The organism is Pseudomonas sp. TH37 (assembly GCF_016650735.1).
Classification (GTDB): Bacteria; Pseudomonadota; Gammaproteobacteria; order Pseudomonadales; family Pseudomonadaceae; genus Aquipseudomonas; species Aquipseudomonas farris.
Genome location: NZ_JAEKFD010000002.1, coordinates 651516 through 669201, shown reverse-complemented (window position 1 = coordinate 669201; position 17686 = coordinate 651516). Strand labels below are relative to the sequence as shown.

The following is a 17686-nucleotide window of genomic DNA, read 5'->3' as shown; positions in this document are numbered from 1 at the left end:
ACGACTAAAAGCGTGAACGGTATTGGCGAGGGGTCATGCCCAGGTGTTTGCGAAAGGCACTGCCCATATGCGACTGATGGGCGAAACCGGCATCCAGAGCGATACAGGCCAAAGACAGATCAGTACGCTCGATCATCCTTCGTGCCGCCTGAAGACGCACTTCAATGAGGTAAGCGTGAGGTGTCAGGCCGACAGCCTGGGTGAAATCGCGCAGAAAGCGCAGCTCGTTTTGCCCATAGGTGGCGGCCAGTTGTTCCAGCGTCAGAGGTTGCTGGAACTGCTCGGCGATCTGCTCCATGACGCGGGCGAAGGCCCGGGGCGCGGCTCGCTGCGTGGTATCGGCTTTCGAATTCGCTACGCCAACCAGGGCCACGGCACATTGCTCAAGCGCCAGCAAATCGGGTTGCGTGGCAAGCAACTGACGCCGTACTTCTTGCGCCAGGGCCAGCGCCCGTCGATTGCCGCAAGACTGCAGGCGATGGGCGACGGAGGGTAACTGTTCACTGGCAAACTGCTCGTCCAGCCGCATCAGCAGATACTCACCACCAGAGGCTGATTCGGAAAACACCTCTACGCCGATCGGCGTGTAAGCCAATACACCCGCAAAGGTATCAAAATCTGTCCGTCGGTCAGAATCGATTGCATGCACGCCTTGCTGACGTTCCAGCGTCACCCCGAGAGTTTGCGACTGTACCGGATCGCGCGCGCTGTACGCCGCACGAGGCAAGAGTTGCAGACAGATTTTGCCCCCCGGAAGGCCCTGGCTCAGCACACTGGGCATGTGAAATTTCCTGATAGATCGCCATGAAGACCCACGGGATACTCTCGAATAAAGACCGCTCTCGCAAGGGTCTGTCATTGACAGGAGCACGACATGCGCACCATCGGCCTTATCGGCGGCATGAGCTGGGAGTCCAGCGCCGAGTATTACCGTCTCATCAACCAGCAGGTACGCGATCGCCTCGGGCCGTTGCGCTCGGCGAAACTGTTGATGTACAGCGTCGACTTCGGCCCTGTCGAACAGGCCCAGCATGCCGGGCGCTGGGACGATGCAGCGGCGATTCTGGTGGATGCGGCCCAGCGTCTGCAGGCGGGTGGCGCCGAGTGCGTGGTGCTGTGTACCAACACCATGCACAAGGTGGCCGGGAAGATTCAGGCAGCGATCGATATTCCGTTCTTGCACATTGCCGATCCGGCCGGTCAAGCGGCACTGGACGCCGGTGCGATGCGGGTGGGTTTGCTGGGGACTGCGTTCACCATGGAGCAGGACTTTCTCAAGGAGCGTCTGACGGCCAAAGGCCTGACGGTGCTAGTGCCGGAGGCCGAGGAGCGCCAGGCCGTGCACCGGATCATCTATGACGAGTTGTGCGTCGGGGTGATCAGCGAAGCCTCACGCCAGGCCTATCAACGGGTGATCGAATCGCTGACCGAGCGTGGCGCCCAAGCGATCATCCTCGGCTGTACCGAAATCGGCCTGCTGATCAAACCCGAGCACAGCGCCCTGCCCTTGCTCGACACCACCGAACTGCATGCGCAGGCGGCGGTGGCGTTCGCGTTGGGTGACTGACTCGCGCAGAACCTGTAGGAGCGAGGCTTGCCCGCGAAGAATGCACTGCGGTTTTTCAGGTATTACGCGTCATCGTTCTTCGCGGGCAAGCCTCGCTCCTACAGGACTTTCGTCGCTCCCATTTCTTCACTTACTGGCGCGACGCAGGCGCGCCATGCTCAGGGTATCGACCAGCCGGCCGTCACGCACGGCGTAATCGCGAAACAGGCCTTCGGTCTCGAAACCGAATTTCTGGTACAGACCGATGGCCGCTTCGTTGTCGGCGTACACCGAGAGTTCGACCCGTTGCAGGTTCATCCAGTTGTCGGCGACGTCCAGCGCTGCTGCCAGCAGTTTCGAGCCGACGCCCTTGCCCTGCCAAGCCACGGCGACGCCCATGCCGAGGCTGCCGGCGTGGCTGCGGCGGATCCGCGAAAACTGCTCAAGGCCAATATTGCCGATGACCGATCCCTGGTGCAGCGCCACCAGTTTCACCGCCCGCTCGTTGTCCGCCATCAGGCGTTGGCGCCAGACCTCGGTGGATTGAAACGGCATTTGCAGCACCTGTCGGGCCACGGCCGGGTCGTTGTAGAGCGCGGTGATGCCCTCGATGTGGGATTCGTTGAAGCGTTCGAGGTGAATGGCGGGGTCGTGGTCAGGCATGGCGGTGTTCGTCCTTGATCGGTGTGTGGCCGATCACTCTAAACCGCACGCCCTCTGCGTGGCGATAACAATTGAAGGTGTATACACCTGTGGCGAGGGGGCTTGCCCCCGTTCGGCTGCGTAGCAGTCGTAAACCCGGCAAATGCGATTTATCAGATACAACCGGGTTGAATGATTTTGGGGCTGCTGCGCAGCCCAACGGGGGCAAGCCCCCTCGCCACAAATGAGCGGGGTCAGTCATTGCGGCCCCATCATCAGACGTTCACACAAGCGCAATACAGTAACGCAGATTGATTTCCCGCCCCTTCAATCTGTGAGCCGAATACGTAATGTTGCCTGTTGCCGAGATGGAAGCTGCCTTGAAAAACGGGATTGCAAAGGTCCCTGATCGTTACGCTGGCAGAAATGAAGTGGGGGCTTACTGCCCCACTAACGATGTTGAGATCAACGTTCGATTTCTAACGCCAGCTGACATCCCCTCGGTGCTTGAACTTGAGCAAAGGAAGTGGGAAAGCGATCAGCGCGCCGAGGCCTCCATGCTGGCGTCACGGATCGCCTCTTTCCCTGCATTGAGTATCGGCGCTTTTTGCACTCGCACGGGGACTGCGCGGGCGTCGTTGTTCATGAAACCGACCCGGCACGACACCATACGCAAGTGCCCGACATGGGCAGACTGTGCAAGAAAACAGGACGGCGAGGAGTCCGCAAAAACCGGTGTGTTGTTTGGCATCAGCCTCAGCAGTGTTGATCCGAAAGCGGCGCAAGCGATTTTCGAGTTCTTTTGGCCCCATGCGCTGAAGGCAGGATGGTCAGACGTCTATCTTGGCTCACCGGTCCCGGGCCTTCGTAGTTGGATCTCGAAGAATCCTGATATTCCGGTAGCGCAGTATGTGCGAGGTGAACGCAAGGGCCTGCCGCTGGATCCGCAACTGCGGTATTACTTCAAAAAAGGTTTTCGCAAGATCGTCGCCATCAACGACAACTATTTCCCGCATGAGCCTTCGCTAGATGTCGGCGTGCTGATCGTAGGTAAAGTGCCACTCTCCGGCCTTTCCTTTATATGGAAGAGAGTTCCGCTGCCTTGGCTGCAGCGTATGAAAAAACTGTTCTTCGTGTGCTTGTGAACGCTTCCCTGACAGCAGAAAGCGCAGCACGTCCCCTCGCGCGCGACAGACGTTTTTGGCGGCTGCTGACCTGCGCTGCGGCGTCCATGATGGGAGACCAGTTCACCCTCGTCGCCTTTCCTCTGCTGGTCATGGCGATAACGCCAGACCCGATGGCGCTCGGCTGGGCTTTTGCCTCGCTTGCATTGCCGCGCGCCTTGTTCCTGTTGGCTGGCGGCTCGCTGGTCGACCGTTTTGGCGCCCGCTCGGTGTGGATGTTCGGCTGCTGTTCGAGTGCAATGGCGCTATGTGGCTTGTCCTGGGCGGTTTTTCAAGGCCATGCCACGTTGCCCGTGATCTATGGATGCGCCGCATTATTGGGGCTGTTCAGCGCGCTCACTTTACCGGCCGGCAGTGCCCTGGTGCCTGGCATTGTGAACCCGCGCGATCTGGAGCAGGCCAACGGCGTCTTTCTTGCGCTCAGACAGGTCACCATGGCCTTGGGCCCGGTCGCCGCCGGTGCGCTCATCGCCAGCGCGTTTTTGCCCTCTGGTGCGCGCTCAGACTCAAACGGCGCGCTGGACGGCTATGCCATCGCGTTTGCACTCGATGCGCTGACCTTTGCCGTGTCCGCGTTCGGGCTGAGCACTCTACGTATCCGCAGAGCGACCACCCCTGGTTCCGGTTCCACCACCACGACAGAAGGCCTGCGCTATTTCTTTCAGAATCGGCAGCTGCGCACGTATCTGCTCTACTTGGCGGCCATGACGCTGCTCATGACCGGACCGGTGCAGATCGCCGTGCCGCTACTGGTTCACATGCGTTTCACGCCCGAGGCGCAAGCCCTGGGCTGGCTATTCGGTGCCCAAGGCGCGGGGACCTTGGTCGGCATGCTGATGTTCACTGCCCACCCGAAACTGCGGATTATCAATGCAGGCACCACCCTGCTCGCAGTGGATGCCGCCATCGCCTTGCTGCTGATGCCGCTGGGATGGGTATACGCCCTCTGGCAAGGCGTGGCACTGCTGTTCGCCATTGGTATCTTCGGCGGCTTTGTACAGGTCATGGCGTACACCTGGCTGCAGCGAGCATTACCGCCTGCATTGCTCGGTCGCGGCATGAGCCTGTTCATGCTGGTGTTTGCCGGACTTGCGCCGATCTCGGCAGCGATTTCAGGCTGGGTTTTGCAATTCGTATCCATCGAAGCCGTGTTCGTAGCATCCGGTGTGCTGCTATTGACGACGGTGGTGTTTTTTTACGTTGGCTCGGGCCTTGGGAGGCTGTCGGATGTTTAAGCGAATAGAGCCTTTGAACAGTGCCACGAGGTCTGCCCGTCATGTAGATACCGGCTTGGCGGCCTTTCATTCATTGCGCTCCAACATGCCCAGCTATCTGTTCATGGCCCTGTGCGTCTTGAATACGGTGGCGATTGTCTGGCTGGCTGCGCACGAGGCGTTCGGATGGCTGGCCGTTGCTCCGCTGATAGTGCTTCAGGCGATCCTGATGATCGGAGTTCAGGAGGCCAAACATCAATGTGTGCATCGCCAGTTCCTCGTTGGCACGCGTCTGAACGATGCAATGGGTGTGTTCACGGCTGCCATTTTCGGCGTCAACTTCGTGGGCTACCGCTGCTTTCACCTCGAACACCATCGCAAAACGTGCCAGGCCGATGATCCCGAAGGGTTGCTGTACCAACAGACATGGCGAACACGCCTGATCAGCCTGTTTGGCGCCGTTGAGCAACTGTGGGTTGCCGTTTCCATCAATTTTTTTTCCCGGCGCTACACACCTCCTCATTCGCTCTGGCGCTGGCGCTGGAACAATGCCTTTCTCGCCATTTTCGTTGCAGCGCTGGCTTTGGGCATCCATGAGGTGCCTCGACAAATCGTATGCGCCTACTTGCTTCCGTATTGCATTTTTGCCTGGCTGGATTTCTGGTTGACCCAGGCCGAGCACTATGGAGTACCGATCTCGGCTCAAGGCTCGCGCCGCGCGCCCGCTGACATCACGACGGATTTATACCTGCCAAGGCCTCTGTCCTGGCTCATTCTGCATCGCTCGCTGCACCGCATTCATCACCACGCGCCGGCGACCCGCTGGTTCCATGCGCACGCTCAATCGATGGCTCTGGCCAAAAGCATGCCCGGCGGCGTGACGGACCTGCTCACCTTCTTTGCGACCTGGATGCGACTCGGTCCCCGACTCTGGAAGTAAGCCATGACAAATGCAACTATCGAACCACGACACACAAAGACTGCCGAGACCCAACACCCCATCCGCACTGTGGAGCGCGCCCAGCTGTTGGCGTGGGGCAAACCCGCCCCATTGCGGTTACTCGCCGCCACGGTTTTCGAGTGGGTGCTTATCCTGTGTGCGGCAGGCCTGGCCATGTACGCCGGCACGATTTGGGCCTCGGTGTTGGCCGTTGTGTTCATCGGCACAAGACAGCATGCATTGCTCATCCTGATGCATGAGTTTTCACACCGGCAGTTCAGCCGGACTCGCCCTGTACTCAACGACACGCTTGGCGATTTCCTGACGGCAATCCCATTCACCATCACCATTTTCGGGTTTCGTCGCGACCACACCGCCCACCATCGGCATACCGCAACCGACCACGATCCCAACTGGGTTTCATGCGAGGGACAGGACCGATTCACGTTTCCAAAATCCGCGTTCAACATTGCCATCCTGTTGCTGAAACACTGCGCAGGGCTTTACGGCTTCCACGAGTTGAAAACGGCCTTGGTGACGTCAAAAATGGCGTCGCAATGCCCACTTTCCACGCGGTATCGGCAATGGATTTTTGCCGTTTTGCTCGCGGGAGTTTTCACCTGGCTCCACCTCTGGTTGGCGGTCTTGGTGTACTGGCTCCTGCCTCTGTTTACCGTGTTGATGGCCCTGCTGTATTGGCGCGATGTGGCAGAACACTTCGCCATGCCCAACCCCGGCCCTGGAGCATCCCGAACGGTGATTGCAACCTGGTGGGAACGCTTGTTGATCGCCCCCCACGGCGTCGGCTTTCATGCCGAACACCACCTGTATCCTGCCGTGCCGTGCTTTCGCCTTAGGCAGGTGCATGAGGTGCTCGCGAAAGACGAGGCGCATGCCCGGCAGGCGCAAATCACCTATGGCTATTTCTCAGGGTTGATCCGCGAGATCGCTGCCACCGGTACTCCCACTCTATTTGCAAGGCATTGACTCATGGATTACCTAAAGCAGCCTCTGTCCGACAATAGCAGCGAGGCCACTATCTTCAATCCATTCTGGAACGACACATCGATCAAGACCTATCTGTTCGATGCCTGTTCGGTACTGCTTCCTGCGGGTGAGCAATTCGTGATTTCGGTGGTGGAGTCATCTGCGTTGCGATTGCAACAAACGTCTGCCCTTGCCGAGCATTCGCGCAACTTCGTGGCCGAGGAACGTGCCCACCAACGAGCGCACCGGCGGTACAACCAGCAACTGGAAAACCAAGGGTTTGAAGTCAAGAAGTTCGAGCACATGATCGAAAAAGATCTCGAGGCTCTTCAGTCGAAATTGTCACTCAATGCGCAATTGGCATTGGCTGCCGCGTTCGAGTACGTGACGGCCGTTATGTCCGCTGCCGCCTTGCGTAAGAACGGCTTGCTCTCGATCAAGGAGTCACCACAGACCCGCCTGTGGCGATGGCATTGCGCTGAAGAGGTGGCGCACCAGCACGTCACCACGGACCTGGTGCGGTCGCTGGGCATACCCTATTGGCAGCGGATTTTCTATTTCCTGGCAGCATCGGGGCTCATGGCGTTCGATGTCATTCGCCACATGCACAGTTTTTCCCGCCTCGACATCGCCCGCGGCCGCGTCAGCTCTAAGGAAGTACGGCGTGCCGCGGGCGGCTTGCTGTTGCGCGATGGCGCCAATCTGGCGTTGATGGCAATCAGATGGGCCGCCTACTTTCTTCCACTGAAAAAAAGCTAAGGGGTCAGCTCGATAAAAGAGCGGCGTGGCTAGACGGTTGACGTGACAACCACCTGCTAGAGTGAAAAGCATACCCATCGACTATCCAGCACCGGAGTCGTGCGCAGCCACCTGGACTTTGACTTGAGAAGCGACGTTATTGGCCGGACTGAATGTCACCTTCGGAAAATGAGGAAAATTCTATGAAAGGTTTGCTTCGCGCCGCAGCATTCAGCCTGATGGCGCTTTTCGCAAGTTGTGGTGTCGGTGCTCAGACAGTGCACAGTCATGCGGCGCCTGCCTTCACCGCCACACCGGCCGATCTCCAAGGGGATAGCCAAAGAAATTGATCGTTCCCATGTTCCACGCAGAGCGTAGGGACGGGCGTGCTCGTGAGGGCGACCTGTACCGTCGACATTGGTGTCGAATGTGATGGCCCCTTCGCGAGCAAGCCCGCTCCCACATTTGAACAGTGGTTACCCTTCAAACCACTCTCGCCGCTCGTTGAAGGTGTTGTGGATCAGTTCGACGATCCCCTGCACCTCGGACTCGTTCCGGGAGTCGGCATTGACCGCCATCCACACCTGACGCTGCATCGGTTGCTTGAAGAGCCCGGGCAATGCCACCAGCCCCCGGTCGAATTGGCTCATGTAGTGCGGCAACAAACCGATGCAGGCGCTGCAACGGATCATCTCCAGCATCAGCTCATAGGAATGCAGTTGCACCACTCCCGCCAGACGCTGCTCCACCAGACTGTTCCATGGGCCGAAAGCGGTGACCTGACGGTCGTGCTGCCATTGCACCAGCATGAAATCGGCCAGGTCACCCAGGCTGTCCGGCCGCGCCGTGACCCGTGAATACCGTTTGGCGATGTGCGGCAGATAGTCCAGCCGTGCCAGACGCTGGGGCTCGCTGATGGCGAAACTGGGGCCCGGCAACGGCGAATCGGTACCTGCCAGCCACACCACCACATCGGCACTGATCGCTCGCAGGGACAGTTCGCTGTCCAGGGAGATGATGTCCAGGCGCACACTAGCGTTGCGCCGCAGCAGCGAGACCAGATCACGGCCGAGGATGTGGTGCAGGATTGATTCGGCCACGGCCAGACGAATCAAGGGCTGTTCGATCACTGGCAACTTGCGTTCATGGGCCAAGGCAATCAACTGCGCCTGAAACTGCAAGCCGTCACGACTGAGGGCAAAGCCATTGCCCGAATGGCTGAACAGCGAACACTGCAATTGCGCCTCAAGTTGCGCCAATTGTTTACGCAACTGGGTCGACTTGATGTTGAGGCTGCGGGCCGCTTGCGTGAAACAGCCGCAACGGGCACTGACCCGGAAAGACTGCACCAGCACCGGATCGATTCTGGCCGCCAGCGTGTGCAAGGATTCACGTTGTTTTACGGGCCCGCGGTACTCGGCCACACCCTGACGCCCGGTGGATTCCATGAATGACATTGATGACTCCCTGTCGATCTGTCCTTGAGCGTTTTATCCTGCTGACCGTTCATGAACCTGATGTGACAACCGGGCAAAAATTGAATCAACTGCCTAATGCCTGCACGAGCGAGCGGTGCGGCGATCCGACTTGCCCGCGAAGGCGGTGCGTAGGAGCTGCCGAAGGCTGCGATCTTTTGATTTTGGCTTTGTTGATTGATCGAGGGTACAGGCAAGGGCAAGATCAAAAGATCGCAGCCTTCGGCAGCTCCTACAGGGTTTGCGCTTGAATCAACCGCTGGGCGTTTGCCGAAAGCTCACCGCCAGGCGATTCCAGCTGTTGATGGTGCTGACGGCCATCGTCAGATCGACCAGTTCGCCTTCGCTGAACTGCTCCCGAGCCTGAGCGTAAATGTCATCCGGCACATGGCTTTCCGAGAGCAGGGTCACCGCTTCGGTCCAGGCCAGGGCCGCCCGCTCCCGAGGGTTGAAGAAGTTGCTGTCGCGCCAGACCACAATCGCATACAGCCGGCGATCGCTCTCGCCGAAGCGGCGCGCGTCCACCGAGTGCATGTCGGTGCAGAAGGCGCAGCCATTGAGCTGCGAGGCGCGGATTTTGATCAGGTGCAACAAGGCCGGTTCGATGCTCAGATCGCGGGTCAAGGCCTCCAGGGCGATCATGGCTTTCATCGCTTTGGGCGATGCGCTGTAGTAATCAAGACGGGCGTTCATGGGGCGACCTCATGGATCGAATCAGTGCCTCCACACTAGCCGCCGATGCACCCGTGTTACAGACCCAATTCGTCGAAAAAACCATGGACCGCCCGGCAGCAGGCCAATCGCAGGTTTTTCGCCCACGCAACTTCTGCGCAGCCGTTCATGCGGGTAATCTGGCGCGACGCACAGTCGCCTCAACCGCCCCAGGAGCCCCGCCGGTATGGAACTTCATGTTGTCATCAACGGCCGCAAGGACCTGGCAGGCCAGTTGTACCGGCAACTGCGCGACGCCATCGAGTCCGGTCGCCTGACAGCCGGGACGCAGCTGCCGCCCAGCCGCTTGCTGGCCGAACAACTGGGGATCTCGCGCAAGACCATTTCCGACACGTATGCGCAACTGACCTACGAGAACTTCCTCACCGGCGTGATCGGCAAAGGCACTTACGTCAATGCCCGGCCGGCGAAAACCGTTCGCAAGCAGAGCCACTCGGAGCTGGCGAGCTTTGATGTCATCGAACGCTGGCGCAGCCTGCCGACATTCTTGCGCCACCCGACGCTGGAAGGCTCGTTGCGTTACGAGTTCATCGGTGGCGCCACCAGCAAGGGCCAGTTTCCGCAGGACGATTGGCGCCGCTGCACCTCCCATGCCTTGCGCCAGATTGCCGGTTCCAAAGGTTTCTATAGCCTGCCCGAAGGCCTGCCGGCGCTGCGCAATGCCATCGCACGGCACATTGCGTTTTCGCGCGGGGTCAATTGTCAGGACGAAGACGTGGTGGTGTGCAATGGCGCGCAACAGGCGCTGGACCTGATTTCCCGGGTCCTGACCCAACCGGGCAGCCTCGTCGCCATGGAAGACCCCGGCTACCCGCCGGCGCGCCTGTTGTTCGGGAGCCATGGCGCGACGGTGGTTGGCGTGCCGGTGGATGCGCAAGGCATTCAGGTCGAGCACATTCCGGATGGCACCCGGCTGATTTACGTCACCCCGTCCCACCAGTTCCCTTTGGGCATGCCCATGAGCCAGCCCCGCCGGGAAGCCCTGCTCGCAAGAGCCTATGAGCTGGGGGCGATCATTATTGAAGACGATTACGACAGCGAATTCCGCTACGAAGGCCGGCCCACCGACTCGCTGCAAAGCCTGGATGAGCGCGGTATCGTCGCCTACGTCGGCACTTTCTCGAAGACCTTGTTGCCGGAGTTGCGGCTGGGTTACGCGATTTTGCCACCAGCGATTCTCGAAGCGGTGATCCGCGCCAAGCAGCTCACCGATTTGCACACATCTACCCTGCCCCAATGGGCGCTCGCCAAGTTCATCGCCGAGGGCTGTCTGCTCAAGCACATCCGGCGCTGCCATACGATTTACGCCGGGCGCCGTGAACGGATCCTGGCACGCATGGCGGGTGACCTTTCGCCGTGGTTTGAGGCCGTGCCGACCACGGCCGGGTTCCACATGGCGGTGCTGTGTAAGGTGCCGGTGGATATTCCATTGGTGATCGAATTGGCAAAAAAAGTCGAAGTGGGGCTCTATGCACTGGACAGCTTTTTTTACCAGCAAGCGCCGCGGACCGGGCTTTTCCTGGGGTTCGGCGCGATCGAAACCCTGGACATCGACATCGCCCTGGACCGGTTAAGGGACATTTTGCAGCAGCTCGGCTGAGGGATTGGTCTGCGGCTTTATCTGGCGATTGGCTATTGGCGGTCTGGGGGTGCAGGCCTATCCTGATTGGGCGTTATCCCTCAATGAGCAGGATTCGTCCGGCCTGATTCAGGAGTGTGAGCAATGTCCAACGAAGTGATCAACACCGTAAAGGTGCAGGCCGCCGCCGGCCGCTCGGACGAACTGGGTAAGCAACTGCAAAAGATTGTCGACACCCTGCGCGAACTTCCGGGCTGTGACTCCTATATGGTCGACCGCTGCCCCGAGGACGACACCCGCTGGACAGTCAGCGCTCGCTGGCAATCGGAAGCGGCCATGCAATCGCATTTCAACTGCCCCGAAGTGCAAGGCTTTATCGGCCTGATCGACAGCCGCCTGGCCAATGCCGTCGACTTCAACAGCTTTCCGATCGTTTAAAAACAAGATCAAAAGATCGCAGCCTTCGGCAGCTCCTACAGAATTTGCGTCCGCCCGATGTTTCAAGGGTGTACGCGATTCAGTGTAGGAGCTGCCGAAGGCTGCGATCTTTTGATTTTGACCTGCTTGATTGGTCCCCTCACCTTCCCGAAAATTGGCCGTTTGATTGCCCGATAGCGCGGCTTACTGTGGTCGCTGACGACTCACCACCTCAGGTAATCAACGATGAATGCGCTTCGTTTTTTTGCTGCCCCTTTCGCCGCCCTGACGCTGAGCGTTTCAGCCCCGGCATTTGCCCACGACACCGCCCCCCCTTCAGAAAAAGTCACCGTCCTGCAGGACCAGATGCTGAAAAACGCACCCGGCAAAAAAGCCTTGATGATCGAAGTCGATTACCAGCCGGGCCAATCGTCCATCGCCCATAAACACCAAGGCACAGCCATGGCCTATGTGCTTTCGGGGGAGATCATTTCGCAAGTCAAAGGTGAAAAAGCGATCACCTACAAGGCCGGTGAGTTCTGGTACGAACCGGCCGGGTCGGAACATCTGGTCTCGAAGAACGCCAGTGCCACCCAACCCGCCAAGTTGTTGGTGTTCATGGTGCTGGCACCGGATGAGAAAGTGTTGATTCCTTTGGAGAACTGATCGCGGAGGTGATGCTGATGGCCTCATCGCGGGCAAGCCCGCTCCCACAATGTCCGTGTCGTACCCAAATCCTGAGTCACCCACAATACCTGTGGGAGCGGGCTTGCCCGCGAAGAGGCCCGACCAGCCACCACAAAACCTCCAGACAAAAAAAAGCCCCATCTCTTTCGAGACGGGGCTTTTTCATTCAACGCCTATCAGGCAGCCGGCTCCAGCTCGGCGCTGGCAGTCATATTGGCAGTGGTAGGCACCACCGCTTGACCGCTCAACGCCAGGTCCAGCAGTTCGCGGTTGGCCACCGCGTACATGGCGTAGTCAGTGCCGCTAGCAGCACGGATTTCCACCAGCATGGCGCGCCAGCGTTCGATCATGCCTTCGTGCTCTTCCATCCACAGCGCCAGGCGTGTTTCCACGTCCTGGGTGCCGTCGCCCTGTTGCAGGACGGAGATGGTGATCGCACGTTGTTGCCAGTCGACGTCATCACGGAACGCTTCACGGGCCAGGGCCTGCCAGTTGTTTTCAACCGGCAGAGCGCTGATCTGTTGCAGGTACCAGGTGATGTCCAGCGCGCTGCCCACGGCGAAGTAGGCCTTGGCCACGTCCGCTGCGTTCTGGCCGGTCACGTCCGAAGCTTCGATGATCGGCAGCAAGGTGTACAGGTGAGTGGTGCCTGCAACCATGCGCGCCAGCAACTCAGGCACGCCAGCAGCGACGTAAGCCTGGTAGCGGGTCTGCCAGCCTTCGCGGGTCGGGCCTTCCAGCAGTTCGTCGAGCTTGAGGCCCAACGCCGCCAGGTGCGGACCGAAGTGTGCCACGTCACGGGCAGCGTTCTGCTCGTTGCGACGGCTGCGCAGGAACCAGCGTGTAGCGCGGCGGCCCAGACGCATCAACTCGTCCATCAGCTCAAGTTGTACGTCGGCCGATACCTGATAATCCAGGGCTTCGATCTGACGGAACCAATGCGGGAGATGGAAGATGTCGCGCACGATCACATAAGCACCGGCCACGTTCGCCGGGCTCATGCCGGTCGACTCTTTGAGTCGTTGAACGAAGGTGATACCCATGTGGTTTACCAGATCGTTGGCGATCTGGGTGCTGACGATTTCGCGCTTCAGGCGGTGACGGCGCATGGCAGCGGAGAACTTGCTCACCAGCGTCGGCGGGAAAGCGGTTTCCATGTCGCGGGTCAGGTAGTCGTCGTCCGGCACCAAGGAGTTGAGCAACGCTTCCTTGAGGTCGATCTTGCTGTAGGAGATCAGAACCGACAGCTCGGCACGGGTCAGGCCATGGCCCGCCGCGACGCGCTCGTTGATCGCCTCTTCAGCCGGCAGGAACTCGATGGCGCGATCCAGCTTGCCGCGGCCTTCCAGATCGTTCATCAGACGCTTGTATTCCGCGATCCGCGGCAAGGCACGACGCGCCGCCAGGGACAATGCCTGGGTCTGCTTGTAGTTGTTGCCAAGTACCAGGTTGCCGACTTCGTCGGTCATGCTCGCCAGCAACTGGTTACGTTGCTTGTCGGTCATGTCACCGGCGTGTACCACTTCGTTCAGCAGGATCTTGATGTTCACTTCGTGGTCGGAGCAGTCCACACCACCGGCGTTGTCGATGAAGTCGGTGTTGGAACCGCCGCCATTGAGGCCGAATTCGACACGACCCAGCTGAGTCATACCGAGGTTACCGCCCTCGCCCACGACTTTGCAGCGCAGCTCGTTGCCGTTCACGCGCAGTGCATCGTTGGCCTTGTCGCCGACATCGGCGTGGCTTTCGGTGCTGGCTTTCACGTAGGTACCGATACCGCCGTTCCACAACAGGTCTACCGGTGCCTTGAGCAAGGCATTCAGCAGTTCGGTCGGGGTCAGCTTGTCAGCCTGAATGTCGAAGCGCTCTTTCATCTGCGGGGAAATCGCGATGCTTTTTGCGCTGCGCGAGAAGATCCCGCCGCCTTCGGACATGATGCTGGTGTCGTAGTCCGACCAGGCCGAACGCGGCAGATCGAACAGACGCTGACGCTCGGCGAAGCTGTTGGCAGGCTCCGGGTTCGGGTCGATGAAGATGTGCAGGTGGTTGAAGGCAGCGACCAGTTGCAGCTTTTCGGACATCAGCAAGCCGTTGCCGAATACGTCACCGGCCATGTCGCCGACGCCTACCACAGTGATGCTGTCTTCCTGAACATTGATGCCACGCTCGCGGAAGTGGCGTTGTACACCGACCCACGCGCCCTTGGCGGTAATGCCCATTTTCTTGTGGTCGTAACCGGCCGAGCCGCCGGACGCAAAGGCGTCGCCGAGCCAGAAGCCGTAGTCGATGGCGATGCCGTTGGCGATGTCGGAGAAGGTCGCAGTGCCTTTGTCCGCCGCCACTACCAGGTACGGGTCATCGTCGTCATGACGCACGACGTTGGCCGGCGGTACCAGCGCGCCGTCTTTCAGGTTGTCGGTGATGTCCAACAGGCCCGAGATGAAGATGCGGTAGCAGGCGATGCCCTCGGCCGCGATCTCGTCACGGCTGCCGCCCAGTGGCAGGCGACGCGGCAGGAAGCCGCCCTTCGCACCCACCGGTACGATGACCGAGTTCTTCACTTGCTGGGCTTTTACCAGGCCCAGGACTTCGGTGCGGAAGTCTTCTTCACGGTCGGACCAGCGCAGACCACCGCGAGCAACGTTGCCAAAGCGCAGGTGCACGCCTTCAACGCGAGGCGAGTAAACGAAGATTTCGAACTTCGGTACCGGCTTCGGCAGCTCTGGAATCTGGTGCGGGTTGAACTTGAAGCTGAAGTAGGACTTGTTCTGACCGTTGGCATCGGTCTGGTAGAAGTTGGTCCGCAGGGTCGCTTTGATCAGATCCAGGTAACGACGCAGGATGCGGTCTTCGTTCAGCACCTGAACATCGTCCAGTGCTGCCAGAATCGCGTGTTCCAGGCGTTGCTGCTTGTCTTCCAGATCGTCGCTGGTCAGCTTGCGCGCCAGGTAGAAACGGGTCTTGAACAACCGGGTCAACTCGCGAGCGATGTCGGTGTGGTTGTTCAGGGTGCTGGCGATGTAACCCAGGTCGAAGCCAAGACGGATCTGCTTCATGTAACGGGCGTAGGCACGCAGCAGCGCCACATCGCGCCATGGCAGGCCGGCAGTCAGCACCAGGCGGTTGAACGCATCGTTCTCGGCATCGCCACGCACGATGTGGACGAAAGCGTCCTGCAAGGTGTCGTTGAGTTGCTGGATGTCGAGTTCCAGGCCTTCGGCGGCGGTGAACGCGAAATCGTGAATCCAGAATTCGCGGCCATTGTTGTGACGCAGGCGATACGGGAACTCACCCAGCACGCGCAGGCCGAGGTTTTCCAGGATCGGCAACACGTCGGACAACGCCAGCGGCGTATCGGCGTGATACAGCTTGCAGTGCAACATGCGCTGACCGGAGACCTGAGCCAGCGGCTGATAGAAGCTCATGACCAGCGGATTTTTTTCGCTCAGGCTCAGCAGGTGCTGCATGTCGACCACAGCCGAGTGGGCTGCGAAACGCTCGCGGTAACCGGCCGGGAAGCCTTTCGGGAAGTCGGCCAGCACGTTGGTGCCGCTAGCCTCGCCGAAACTTTCAACTGTCAGGCTGGCGTAATCGTCCTGCCAGCTGCGGCAGGCCTGCACCACTTCTTTTTCCAGCAGCAGTGGATCGATATCCAGACGGTTCTTCGGATCGACGCGCAGAATCAGTTGCACACGGGCCAGCACGGACTCGGAGAAGAAAGTCCAGAACTCGCAGTCCGAGGCTTTCAGGCGATCCATCAGCACTTGCTGGATCTTCTGACGCACTTCGGTGGAGTAGATGTCGCGCGGCACATAGGCCAGGCAGTAGCAGAAACGGCCGTACGGGTCTTTGCGCAGGAACACGCGGATCTTGTTGCGTTCCTGGATCTGCACGATCGACATCACGGTGGTGAACAGTTCGTCCACCGGGGTCTGGAACAAGTCGTCGCGCGGCAACACTTCAAGCACCTGGGCCAGTTCCTTGCCCAAGTGAGCCTTGGCCTGGAAGCCCGAACGCTGTTCGATGATCTCGACCTTGCGACGGATGTACGGAATGACCCGCACGCTTTCGCCATACACCGACGAGGTGTACAGGCCCATGAAGCGGCATTCTTTAACGACTTTGCCATTGGCATCGATCTGACGGATCGATACGTAATCAGGGTACGCCGGACGGTGGACACGGCTTGGGTGTGCAGCCTTGGCGAACGACAGCGGCGTCGGTTCACGCAGGTAGTTCACGGCGTAGTCTTCGATGCGCAGATCATCGACGGTCAGGCCGGCGCGCAGCAGTTTGGTCAGGCCGAGGAACGAGTTCTGGTCATATTCGATGTGACCGCCGTTCTGATCTTCGCCCACCACAAATTCTTCGTAGCCCAGGAAGGTGAAGTGGTTGCCCACCAGCCATTCCAGGAAGCTCTTGATTTCGGACTTTTCGTCGGCGTTGATGATGAACTGGCTGTTGTCGATGCCTTCGATCAGCTCCTGGACCTTGGCTTTCATCGGTTCGAAATCGGCGACCGCGACGCGGACTTCACCGAGAACCTGCTCCAGCTCTTTGGTCAGGACGTTCAGTTCGGCCGTGTTGGCGCAACGGTCGATTTCCAGGTACATCAGCGATTCTTGCAGAATGCCTTCGCCCTGGGTGCCTTTCGGCAGGATTTCCAGCAGCTCGCCCTTGCTGCCGCGACGCACGCTCAGCACAGTGGTTTGCAGGGTATGGATGCTGTAGCCGCGACGGTTCAGCTCGGTGCGCACCGAGTCCACCAGAAACGGCAGGTCGTGGTGCAGCACTTCGACCGCGGTGTGGGTCGACTGCCAGCCGTGGCGTTCGTAATCAGGGTTGTAGACGCGCACTTGCGGATGCGCGTGATCGAAGCGCTCAAGCAGGCGCCACGCAGAAAGGGTGCAGCCGGCGAGATCGGACAGCCGACGCTGGGTCAGTTCGTCCAGGGAAATAATGCCGAAGAATTGTTCGGCGAACAGCGCCACTTGTGGCAGTGCCTGTTCACTGATGTGCTGCGCCAGTGCCGCTTGCAGTTGGTGCTGGAAGTCGGCTTTGCTGGCTGCGGTGAAGAACGCCATCTGTGGTACTCCGCTTGGGCTTGTTATTGATGGAAGCGTCGCGTGCAAACCCCTTTCGGGGCAATCCGTCACCCTGTTCCTGATTCTCGGGCAGAGGAAACAGGATGACAGGTGGGTGAAGCTGGACGAGACACTCAGGTCACATTCACCTTCCATTGAATGGGCATCTGCAAAAACGACTGCCGAGGCAACAGGCAATGCCTTTACGGGTGCTCATCCGTTGCGCAGCTTAACGAGTGCGGCAAGGGCCGTGCTTGCAGCGCTGCGACATATTCGGTCATCGGCACGTAACTCGCGGCATGTGCCTCGAACAACACTAGCAGCCGCGCAGCAAAACGGGCGCTTTATGCCCGGTTTTACGGTACATGCGTGCCAAAAATGACCAGTAACACCCAGAATGCTCACGACACATCTTCTGACACTCAGGCGAGCAGAAATTCCCCGGGGCTGGCAGAATTGTC

15 protein-coding genes are annotated in these 17686 nt (G+C 59.4%); 10 read left to right on the top strand and 5 right to left on the bottom strand.

Translation table 11 applies throughout. The annotated features are described in order from the left end of the window. Positions 1 to 4: 4 nt before the first annotated feature. Positions 5 to 781, bottom strand: a complete 777-nt coding sequence (locus JFU11_RS08145) for an AraC family transcriptional regulator (protein ID WP_201060322.1) — start codon at positions 779 to 781, stop codon at positions 5 to 7. Between the two features lie 93 nt (positions 782 to 874). On the opposite strand from JFU11_RS08145, the gene JFU11_RS08140 reads away from it, so the two are divergent. After that, positions 875 to 1567: an aspartate/glutamate racemase family protein gene (locus JFU11_RS08140; protein ID WP_201060321.1), complete on the top strand. Its 693-nt coding sequence runs from the start codon at positions 875 to 877 to the stop codon at positions 1565 to 1567. Between the two features lie 126 nt (positions 1568 to 1693). Here JFU11_RS08140 and JFU11_RS08135 read toward each other — a convergent pair whose 3' ends face one another. Beyond that, positions 1694 to 2209 carry a GNAT family N-acetyltransferase gene (locus JFU11_RS08135; RefSeq protein ID WP_201060320.1) on the bottom strand — a complete coding sequence of 172 codons (516 nt, stop codon included), beginning with the start codon at positions 2207 to 2209 and terminating at the stop codon, positions 1694 to 1696. Between the two features lie 329 nt (positions 2210 to 2538). Here JFU11_RS08135 and JFU11_RS08130 point away from each other — a divergent pair, with 329 nt between their 5' ends. From JFU11_RS08130 to JFU11_RS27970, 6 genes are all read left to right on the top strand, one after another. Further along, positions 2539 to 3333: a hypothetical protein gene (locus JFU11_RS08130; RefSeq protein WP_201060319.1), complete on the top strand. Its 795-nt coding sequence runs from the start codon at positions 2539 to 2541 to the stop codon at positions 3331 to 3333. Further along, positions 3291 to 4607: an MFS transporter gene (locus tag JFU11_RS08125; RefSeq protein ID WP_201060318.1), complete on the top strand. Its 1317-nt coding sequence runs from the start codon at positions 3291 to 3293 to the stop codon at positions 4605 to 4607. The genes JFU11_RS08130 and JFU11_RS08125 overlap by 43 nt, the downstream gene beginning before the upstream one ends. Positions 4608 to 4692: 85 nt before the next feature. Further along, complete coding sequence (locus tag JFU11_RS08120; RefSeq protein ID WP_201060317.1) at positions 4693 to 5526, top strand: fatty acid desaturase; 834 nt, start codon at positions 4693 to 4695, stop codon at positions 5524 to 5526. Positions 5527 to 5529: 3 nt separating this feature from the next. Beyond that, positions 5530 to 6513 carry a fatty acid desaturase family protein gene (locus JFU11_RS08115; protein WP_201060316.1) on the top strand — a complete coding sequence of 328 codons (984 nt, stop codon included), beginning with the start codon at positions 5530 to 5532 and terminating at the stop codon, positions 6511 to 6513. Positions 6514 to 6516: 3 nt separating this feature from the next. Then, on the top strand, positions 6517 to 7272 hold the full coding sequence (locus JFU11_RS08110; RefSeq protein ID WP_201060315.1) for a metal-dependent hydrolase: 756 nt from the start codon (positions 6517 to 6519) through the stop codon (positions 7270 to 7272). Between the two features lie 182 nt (positions 7273 to 7454). Next, positions 7455 to 7601: a hypothetical protein gene (locus tag JFU11_RS27970; RefSeq protein ID WP_207188902.1), complete on the top strand. Its 147-nt coding sequence runs from the start codon at positions 7455 to 7457 to the stop codon at positions 7599 to 7601. Positions 7602 to 7727: 126 nt separating this feature from the next. Here JFU11_RS27970 and JFU11_RS08105 read toward each other — a convergent pair whose 3' ends face one another. Continuing rightward, positions 7728 to 8708: a LysR family transcriptional regulator gene (locus JFU11_RS08105; protein WP_123722971.1), complete on the bottom strand. Its 981-nt coding sequence runs from the start codon at positions 8706 to 8708 to the stop codon at positions 7728 to 7730. Between the two features lie 270 nt (positions 8709 to 8978). Further along, positions 8979 to 9419 carry a carboxymuconolactone decarboxylase family protein gene (locus JFU11_RS08100; RefSeq protein WP_123722972.1) on the bottom strand — a complete coding sequence of 147 codons (441 nt, stop codon included), beginning with the start codon at positions 9417 to 9419 and terminating at the stop codon, positions 8979 to 8981. A 205-nt stretch (positions 9420 to 9624) separates the two neighbouring features. On the opposite strand from JFU11_RS08100, the gene JFU11_RS08095 reads away from it, so the two are divergent. The 3 genes from JFU11_RS08095 to JFU11_RS08085 all read left to right on the top strand — a co-directional run bounded on the left by JFU11_RS08095 (position 9625) and on the right by JFU11_RS08085 (position 12120). Beyond that, positions 9625 to 11058 carry a PLP-dependent aminotransferase family protein gene (locus tag JFU11_RS08095; RefSeq protein ID WP_201060314.1) on the top strand — a complete coding sequence of 478 codons (1434 nt, stop codon included), beginning with the start codon at positions 9625 to 9627 and terminating at the stop codon, positions 11056 to 11058. 123 nt (positions 11059 to 11181) lie between these two features. After that, a complete protein-coding gene (locus JFU11_RS08090) occupies positions 11182 to 11475 on the top strand; it encodes an antibiotic biosynthesis monooxygenase family protein (protein ID WP_008010413.1) in 294 nt (97 codons plus the stop codon). A 225-nt stretch (positions 11476 to 11700) separates the two neighbouring features. Next, positions 11701 to 12120, top strand: coding sequence for a cupin domain-containing protein (locus JFU11_RS08085; protein ID WP_123722974.1), 420 nt, complete (start codon positions 11701 to 11703; stop codon positions 12118 to 12120). Positions 12121 to 12317: 197 nt separating this feature from the next. Here JFU11_RS08085 and JFU11_RS08080 read toward each other — a convergent pair whose 3' ends face one another. After that, positions 12318 to 17225 carry an NAD-glutamate dehydrogenase gene (locus JFU11_RS08080; RefSeq protein ID WP_123722975.1) on the bottom strand — a complete coding sequence of 1636 codons (4908 nt, stop codon included), beginning with the start codon at positions 17223 to 17225 and terminating at the stop codon, positions 12318 to 12320. Positions 17226 to 17686: the final 461 nt, after the last annotated feature.